The sequence below is a fragment of the Aurantimonas sp. C2-5-R2 genome (assembly GCF_036549495.1).
Lineage (GTDB): Bacteria > Pseudomonadota > Alphaproteobacteria > Rhizobiales > Rhizobiaceae > Aurantimonas > Aurantimonas coralicida_A.
In genome coordinates this window covers 1-6,994 of sequence record NZ_JAZHLJ010000127.1, presented here as the reverse complement: position 1 = coordinate 6,994, position 6,994 = coordinate 1, and the positions used below count along the sequence as shown (strand labels likewise).

Sequence of the window (6,994 nt, the reverse complement as noted above, 5' to 3'; positions counted from 1 at the left end):
TCGATCGGGCTACGCCCTCACAAAGCCGGAGACCGACCGCTTATCGTAGTTGTCGCGGAACCGCTCAGGCTAGTCGCCGCTCGATACGTGATGCCGCGTCGATCGAAGAACCGCCAGGGCGTGCCGCCGCCGGCCTTAAGTCCACGCTCTTCGGCCAGCCGACGCCGCATCTCGTGGAGCGTGATGTCGTCGGTCTCGTCGACTAGGGCGAGCAGAAAGCCGGCCTCCGCCTCGATCCGGCCGGAGCGGCGATCGCCGCACATCGGCAAGGGATCGGTTCGCCCAGAGCGATCCTGAGACCGCCATCGAACCATCGTCGCGATTGCGATCCCAAACCGCTTCGCCGCCGCAGGCGTCGTCAGCCCGTCCCGCATCGCTTGGGCGGCGCCGGCGCGATCGGGCTGGATGAAGGCCTGGCGCAGGGCCGCTGCCGCCATGCTCTGCTGCGCCTTTGGGACATAGGACAAGGCGTTGCGCATCCAGTGGACGCGGCAGCGCTGCCAGGAGGCACTGAACACCCGGCGAATGGCCGCCTTCAGCCCTTCGTGAGCATCCGAGATCACGAGCTTCACGCCCGAAAGGCCGCGGCGCACAAGGCTTTTGAGGAAGGTCGACCAGAACGTCTCCGCCTCCGAGGGGCCAATGTGGAGGCCGACGATCTCGCGCTTGCCGTCAGTATTGACCGCCACGGCGATTATTGCGGCGACCGAGACGATGCGCCCGCCCTCGCGCTGCTTCAGGTAGGTCGCGTCCAGCCAGAGATAGGGCCAGTCGCCGGTGAGAGGGCGATCGAGAAAGCCACCGACGCGCTCGTCGATGTCCTTACACAGCTTCGACACCGTGCTCTTGCCGATCCCCGACAGTCCCATGGCCTGCACCAGATCGTCGACCCGCCGGGTGGAAACGCCACTGATCCAAGCCTCTTGGATGACGGCGACGAGCGCCTTCTCCGAGAGCTTCCTCGGCTCCAGGAACGGCGGGAAATAGCTGCCCTGCCGAAGCTTGGGGATACGAAGCTGCAAGGAACCGACCCGCGTGTCGAGCGAGCGGTCCCGGTAGCCGTTGCGATAGGTCGCCCGCTCAAGGGTGCGTTCATGACGCCCGGCGCCGATCATGCCCTCCACGTCGGCCTCCATGAGAAGCTGCATCACGCTCTCGGCAATCGTCCTCAGGAAATCGCCGTCTCCGGCTTTCGCCAGAAGCTCGGCAAGCGGTAGTCTGTCCTCGGTCATCGGGTGCTCCGGTCAGGTTGAAGTCTCGCAACTCCACCTTAACCGGCCAATCCGGTGGCCACTTCCGTCACACCATTCGTGGTCCGATTTTCCACCATCAGTGCGGACACTACCTTTCGAGTGCGTCGTTTTGGCAGGTTCATCGTCCACAAGGGCGAGAGGGAGCTCTTGAGGGCAGGTTGTGGTCGAAGCGACCCTGACCGAGCGTTGCTAATCCGCCGCATGGCGGCGAAGGCTTTGGTCAGAATCCTTCCCATCGCTTCACCCCGCAGCAGCCATCGACGGTGTGATGTGACACCAAACGACGTCCCGGATTGAAAGGCCGGATAGGTGTTGTCGTAGCGGGTCATGGCGGCGTGTCTCCCGTCGCTGCATTCACGAGTTTCAGTCTCCATCCTAAAAGATATATTGTCAATGTATCTTTTATAGCTTAGGAGAAAGGGGACGATAGGGACGTGTCCGGCTGGTCGGTCGGCGAAGTTGCCAATCAAATCCTACGGAGGTGCGCCATGAACATGATGGTAGGCAAAATCAGACCGACAGAGGTGGCCGGATCAGGCCAGGCGGCGGCCCTCATGGAGGGGCTTCGTCAGCCGCCCATATCTCTCGCCGGCCGCGACCTTGCGGAGATGCCCGTATCGACTTTGGCTGCAATCGTCGTCGCCAGTTTCCGCGCGAATGGCCATATCTGCAATGTGATGACGCACATTTCTGGCGCCCGGTGGGATCGCGTGGAGGAGGCGATCCGCGTTATTCTCGATCCCTGCGCCGGCAAGCGTCAAATGACGCCGCTCGCCGCGAATATCCTCGATCTTCTGTGCGCCGAGCACGGTGTCACGGGTCGGATCGTCAAGCCGTATTTCGAAGTGCTTCTGGGCCGGCTGCTGCCGGCTGATGTCGCGGCGCGGATGTGCGCCCATGTGGCATGCCTGTGCGGCGAGCAGTCGAGATGGCGTCATGCATGAGCAGGCTTTGTCCAATGAACGGGTTGTGGACGTTCGGGAGATCGGTGCCAGCGTTCGGCATACAGTCATATCTCAACTGTTCATTCATCTCGCGGCGGGCGAGACGCTGCAGCTCATCGTTGACCACGATCCGCGCCGGCTGAAGCTGCAACTCGAGGCTGGCTGCGACGGCGGCATTTGTTGGGACTATCTCGAAAAAGGACCCGACATCTGGCGCGTTCGTCTTGGTCGGAAAGCAAGCATATGAGCTTGGGTGAACCAGTGACTCCGGTTTGGAATCGGTTCCGCAGGGCATGCGGCGTTGGGACGTCTGCGCTGTCGGAGCCGTCGCCGGAGAGCATGCAGAACGAGCGGAGCACGGATTGGTGGGACCGCCCGGCTCGATCAGCTGGAGCGTATTCACATGGCCGCGAATGCGGGACTGGGGGCTGACATTAGCGTGATGGTTGCGGTGGCTGAAATGCTCGAGAGAGACAGATTTACGGAGACTAGGAGCGAGCGATGACGCAATCGACTGAAGGGCGGCTCTACATGTCAGCCAATGGAGTAAGGCGGCCAATTGGTCCGGACGATGCCCACATGCGTGTCTATCATGAGTCGATTATTCGTGCGGATTACGACCGGAGCCATCCGGACGATTCGTTCGAGGATCTAAAGCATCGCGCCCGATTCTCGAAAGAGGACCAGGGATTGCTGCGCGACTGGATGGCGATTGCCGCCGAGCGAGCGCTACAACAGCGGAAGGACTCTGCGCCTGAAATCAACCAGCTTTCGATTGCAGCGTTGGGCGGAAGATATGCTGCAGCCCAGATCAGGAAGCCCCAACGTACGGGATGCCGTGTTATGACGACAATCGGCGCAAGCGGGAGCGTCGGATCGCGGCGACGAAGTGAAATCGACAGGGGATTGGGTTCGGCAAGCCCGGCGACGACAAAGTAGAACGCCAATGGCATGGCGACGACGGGTATGACGGACGGCCATGGCGCGACGTTCCAGAGCGCCATGTAAGGCGCGTTTCTCACAGTGACGATGATCCAGACGAGCAGCGAGAGCGAGAGAACGGAATATGCCAGAAGGTATCTGCGGCGGCCGAGGAGCGCGACCAGTCGCCGGCGAACCAGCGGTGCTGGCGGTACGACGTGCGCTGTCAGAAAGAGAAGGATTGCAAGGACAAATTCGGCCATGGTCGGGGAAACGTCAGCGATGAGTGGACTTTAGAATAAGATTCATCTATTATCCATCATATGTCTGGTGCAGAGGAATTTCATGTATTCCGCGAACAACCGAGGCGAGGCGGGTTCTGAACGAGGCGCCGAGCGTGTGGTGCGCTCTTGGCGGCCCTTGCCAACCCATGCGCGCTGATCGCTGCGATGCCGCGTTGCCGACCAGGTAGAAACACATGCGTCTAACGACATTCTCCGACTATGCACTGCGCGTGCTGATGTATGCCGGATCGGCTGGCGATCGGCTGATTACCATCGAGGAGACTTCGAGGGTTTACGGGATTTCCCGCACGCACCTGATGAAGGTCGTCAATATCTTAACGAAGACGGGATATCTGAAGGGGGTTCGCGGGCGATCCGGCGGGTTCACGCTCGCCAGACGGCCCGAAAAGATAAATCTCGGGGCGGTCGTGCGGGCGACCGAACCGGATTTCGCCTTGGTCGAATGCTTCGCAACCGGCAATCGGTGCGTGATTACCGGCTGCTGCCGGCTGCCCAACGTCCTCAATGAAGCATTGACCTCGTTCGTCACCACATTCGATCGCTATACCCTCGCCGACATCATGTTGGCGGAACGCGATTTCAAGGTGTCGAATCCGTCGGTTGAGGAAACGCGCGGGCCCGATTTTGCGGCTGTCGGGATGCGCCGCTAACCGGGACAATGGGGCAGCTCGGGGGCAAGTTTGATACCGGCCTCCGCGGGCCGCAAAGCGAGGTGTCGCTCGCCTTAAAAAATATATATTATATATATCGTTTAAGGCATTAAATGAGGATGGGTATGACCCACGTTGTCTCTGACAATTGCATCAAGTGCAAGTTCACCGATTGTATTCGAACGATCGAGGACGCTGGAGAGCTGCGCCCCGTCATAGGCTGACGCGCTCGTCGCCGACCACCCGCGGATGAAGCCGAAGCGCCGATCGATCGCGATGTGATCCTTGTAACCAAAGGCCGGCACCACGATGTCGATATGCTGCGGCTTTCCCGGCGCCGCCGGCTTGGCCTTCGAGAACTTCACCGTCCAGCGGGCGTCGCGATCCTTCTGCCGCAGCTTGGCCGGATGATCCTTCCAGGCCTCGGGGATTTCGTCGGCCTTGGTCGCGGTCTTCTCGTCCTCGGTATTGCGCTGTTTCGGCGCCGCGACGATCGTGGCGGAGGTCCTCGGGCTTGACCCGGGGATCTGGCCGCCCATCGCCAGGTAGCCGGCCTTGTTCAAATGCTTGTCGAAACGGGCGAACAGGTTTTTGATCGCGCCGGCCTCGGCCCGATGCTCGCGGAACAGCCAGATCGTCTCTTATCTTGAGCTCGCCGAAGGGCGCGCCCGGCACCTTCTCCGCAATCCCGAGACCGAGGAAACGCATGAAGGACAGCCGATCCTGGATCTGGAACTCCGCCTGGTCGTCGGAAAGATTGTAGAGCGCCTGCAGGATAAGGACCTTGAACATCAGCACCGCGTCGTAGGGCGGCCTGCCGCCTTTCGCACCGTCCGAGCGCTTCAGCGCCTTCGACAGCGGTTTGCGAAACCTCCCACGGCAAGATCGCATTCAGCTTCTCCAACGGATCGCCAGCCTCGCTCAGCCGAACATACCGCTCGTCGACGTCCCAGAACCCCGGCTGTCCCCGCATGCCATCCTCCTGATCTCGGTCAGGACGATGGCATCACAAAACCAGACGAATGGGGAGGTTCTTCGAGGTGCCCAGCTTTTCATCAATTGCGTTCATGCATTGTCTTTCGGGAATGGACGGTCAACGCTTCGAACTCCTTACGGAGCTAATGATGGGATGTCTGACAGTGACGAGAGTATTGCAGGCGTGTTTTTCGTCCAGCCCTCATGTCGACACGGTTCCGTCAACGGCTCACCATGGGACCCGCCAACTTCCATGAGGGGTTCGGCCGCGGCCCGCCGTTCGGACGCAGAAATTGCCGTGGTTGCTATCAGTCGGAGGACGACGCAAGGCCAGCTACGNTGGGACCCGCCAACTTCCATGAGGGGTTCGGCCGCGGCCCGCCGTTCGGACGCAGAAATTGCCGTGGTTGCTATCAGTCGGAGGACGACGCAAGGCCAGCTACGATGTCATGCGCTCGCCTCGAATCGCGGGAACAGCACGTTGTTCTCAAGGTGGATATGTTCCATCAGATCATCCTTGAGTTGCGCCGCTCCGGCGTAAAGCGCCTGCCACGACCGGCAGGCACCGCCCGGCAAGGTATAGTCGTCGGTTATCTGCGCCACCTGCTCCAGAAAGGCGCCGTGAGCATCGTGATCGTGGCGCATCTCGGCGATCGGCGCATCCAATTGTCCCGTGGTCTGTCTACGCATGGCTGGAAACAGGATCAATTCCTCCTTCTTCATGTGCACTTCCAATTCGCCCATGATCTGTTGCAAGGCGTCGGCCAGCCCTTCCGGCGCGTTCGGGTGGGCGGCATGGACCGCCTCGACCTTGCGCGACAGTTCGATCAATTCGGGAATCTGGCGTCGGTGGCCCTCATGATAGCGGGTCTGGATGTGATCGATCAGCGCGGTGGTTTCCTGCGGCGCCTGCGGTGCGGCTGCGGGGTCGAGGGCCTGCAGCGCTGTTTCCAGCTCGATAATGTTGAGCTTGCGCTGGTACGCCGCCTCGGTCAGCGACACGTCGCCGTGGCAGCAGAAATCGATTCCAAATCGGCGGAAGACACCGGTGGCTCCCGGAAGTTGTGCAGCGATCTCGCCGACATTCTGGTCGTGCAGGGGCAGGGTGGTCTCGGTCATGTTCTTCTCCTTGCGTGGATGACCTGATTGAGTTGGAAGGTGTGCGGGAGTGGGACCCTGTGGCGTTGGTGCCCTGCTTTTCGATTCGGTCGACCTGACGTGAGCTCACTCCGCCGGTTCGGCCGAGAACGTTGCGTTGGTGTAGACGGCAAGCGGCCCGCCATTCCGGGCGGCGAGCGAACGGAGAAACCGCCAGATGAAGAGCAGCGTCACCAGCAACAACCCCGGATAGCCGATGCCGGCCATCAGGTACGGGAAGAACGGGCTGCCGGGCGGACACCAGAGAGGTATCGCGAGGAAAGCCGTCTCCGGGAGGAGGTCAACGTGGTCCTTCAGCTGACGACACATCACATCGCGAATAAAGGCATTCGCGATGCATCTTTGATGATGCTATTGCCGACGCGGCTTAAAAGCAATACGCATAATGCATCTTTGGGGGAGTTTCGTGCGCCTCATCATGTACACCAATTGCGCCCTGCGCCGGCTCTTGTACCTGGCGCTGAAGCCCGACAGGCTGGCGACCATCCAAGAGGGCGCCGAGGGCTACGGCATCGCCCGCAACCACCTGATGAAAATCGCCCACGAACTGGGCCGCGGCGGCTTTGTCGAGGCCGTCAGGGGGCGAGGCGGCGGACTCCGTCTCAAGGGGAAAGCGTCGGACATCAATGTCGGGGGCACGACCGCCGATCTGGTGGCGCCCAGCATCCCGCTCAGGGAGACCCTTGGCATCTCCTTAACGTCCGAGGGCATCGCGACCGAGAGACTTGCGCGAAATTGATAACGCTGATCACCCGCCGCTAAATCAAGTCCGCCTAAAGGTCTTTCGA

8 protein-coding genes and 2 pseudogenes are annotated in these 6,994 nt (G+C 60.9%); 4 read left to right on the top strand and 6 right to left on the bottom strand.

The features are described from left to right. Positions 1 to 368: 368 nt before the first annotated feature. Together VQ044_RS23320 and VQ044_RS23315 are read right to left on the bottom strand one after the other, a co-directional pair. Positions 369 to 1,232, bottom strand: a pseudogene (locus VQ044_RS23320) (IS256 family transposase); the annotation flags it as partial. A 38-nt stretch (positions 1,233 to 1,270) separates the two neighbouring features. Next, positions 1,271 to 1,582, bottom strand: a complete 312-nt coding sequence (locus VQ044_RS23315) for a hypothetical protein (RefSeq protein WP_327649960.1) — start codon at positions 1,580 to 1,582, stop codon at positions 1,271 to 1,273. 105 nt (positions 1,583 to 1,687) lie between these two features. Here VQ044_RS23315 and VQ044_RS23310 point away from each other — a divergent pair, with 105 nt between their 5' ends. After that, positions 1,688 to 2,197, top strand: a complete 510-nt coding sequence (locus VQ044_RS23310) for a hypothetical protein (RefSeq protein ID WP_331827800.1) — start codon at positions 1,688 to 1,690, stop codon at positions 2,195 to 2,197. After that, positions 2,190 to 2,444: a DUF2249 domain-containing protein gene (locus VQ044_RS23305; protein ID WP_327649963.1), complete on the top strand. Its 255-nt coding sequence runs from the start codon at positions 2,190 to 2,192 to the stop codon at positions 2,442 to 2,444. Before VQ044_RS23310 ends, VQ044_RS23305 begins: the two co-directional genes overlap by 8 nt. Before the next feature lie 367 nt (positions 2,445 to 2,811). Here the strand turns inward: VQ044_RS23305 and VQ044_RS25925 are convergent, their stop codons facing one another. After that, the gene (locus tag VQ044_RS25925; RefSeq protein WP_442873002.1) at positions 2,812 to 3,381 is read right to left on the bottom strand and encodes an NnrU family protein; all 570 of its coding nucleotides are present in this window, start codon (positions 3,379 to 3,381) and stop codon (positions 2,812 to 2,814) included. Between the two features lie 215 nt (positions 3,382 to 3,596). Here VQ044_RS25925 and VQ044_RS23295 point away from each other — a divergent pair, with 215 nt between their 5' ends. Beyond that, on the top strand, positions 3,597 to 4,073 hold the full coding sequence (locus tag VQ044_RS23295) for an RrF2 family transcriptional regulator (protein ID WP_327649967.1): 477 nt from the start codon (positions 3,597 to 3,599) through the stop codon (positions 4,071 to 4,073). Positions 4,074 to 4,192: 119 nt separating this feature from the next. On the opposite strand, the pseudogene VQ044_RS23290 reads toward VQ044_RS23295, so the two are convergent. From VQ044_RS23290 to VQ044_RS23280, 3 genes and pseudogenes are all read right to left on the bottom strand, one after another. After that, a pseudogene (locus tag VQ044_RS23290) lies at positions 4,193 to 5,046 on the bottom strand (transposase); the annotation flags it as partial. A gap of 449 nt (positions 5,047 to 5,495) precedes the next feature. Then, on the bottom strand, positions 5,496 to 6,167 hold the full coding sequence (gene ytfE / locus VQ044_RS23285; RefSeq protein WP_327649969.1) for an iron-sulfur cluster repair protein YtfE: 672 nt from the start codon (positions 6,165 to 6,167) through the stop codon (positions 5,496 to 5,498). A 105-nt stretch (positions 6,168 to 6,272) separates the two neighbouring features. After that, the gene (locus VQ044_RS23280; RefSeq protein ID WP_327649971.1) at positions 6,273 to 6,515 is read right to left on the bottom strand and encodes a hypothetical protein; all 243 of its coding nucleotides are present in this window, start codon (positions 6,513 to 6,515) and stop codon (positions 6,273 to 6,275) included. Positions 6,516 to 6,612: 97 nt separating this feature from the next. Here VQ044_RS23280 and VQ044_RS23275 point away from each other — a divergent pair, with 97 nt between their 5' ends. Next, a complete protein-coding gene (locus VQ044_RS23275) occupies positions 6,613 to 6,945 on the top strand; it encodes an Rrf2 family transcriptional regulator (protein ID WP_327649973.1) in 333 nt (110 codons plus the stop codon). The last annotated feature ends 49 nt before the right edge of the window (positions 6,946 to 6,994 follow it).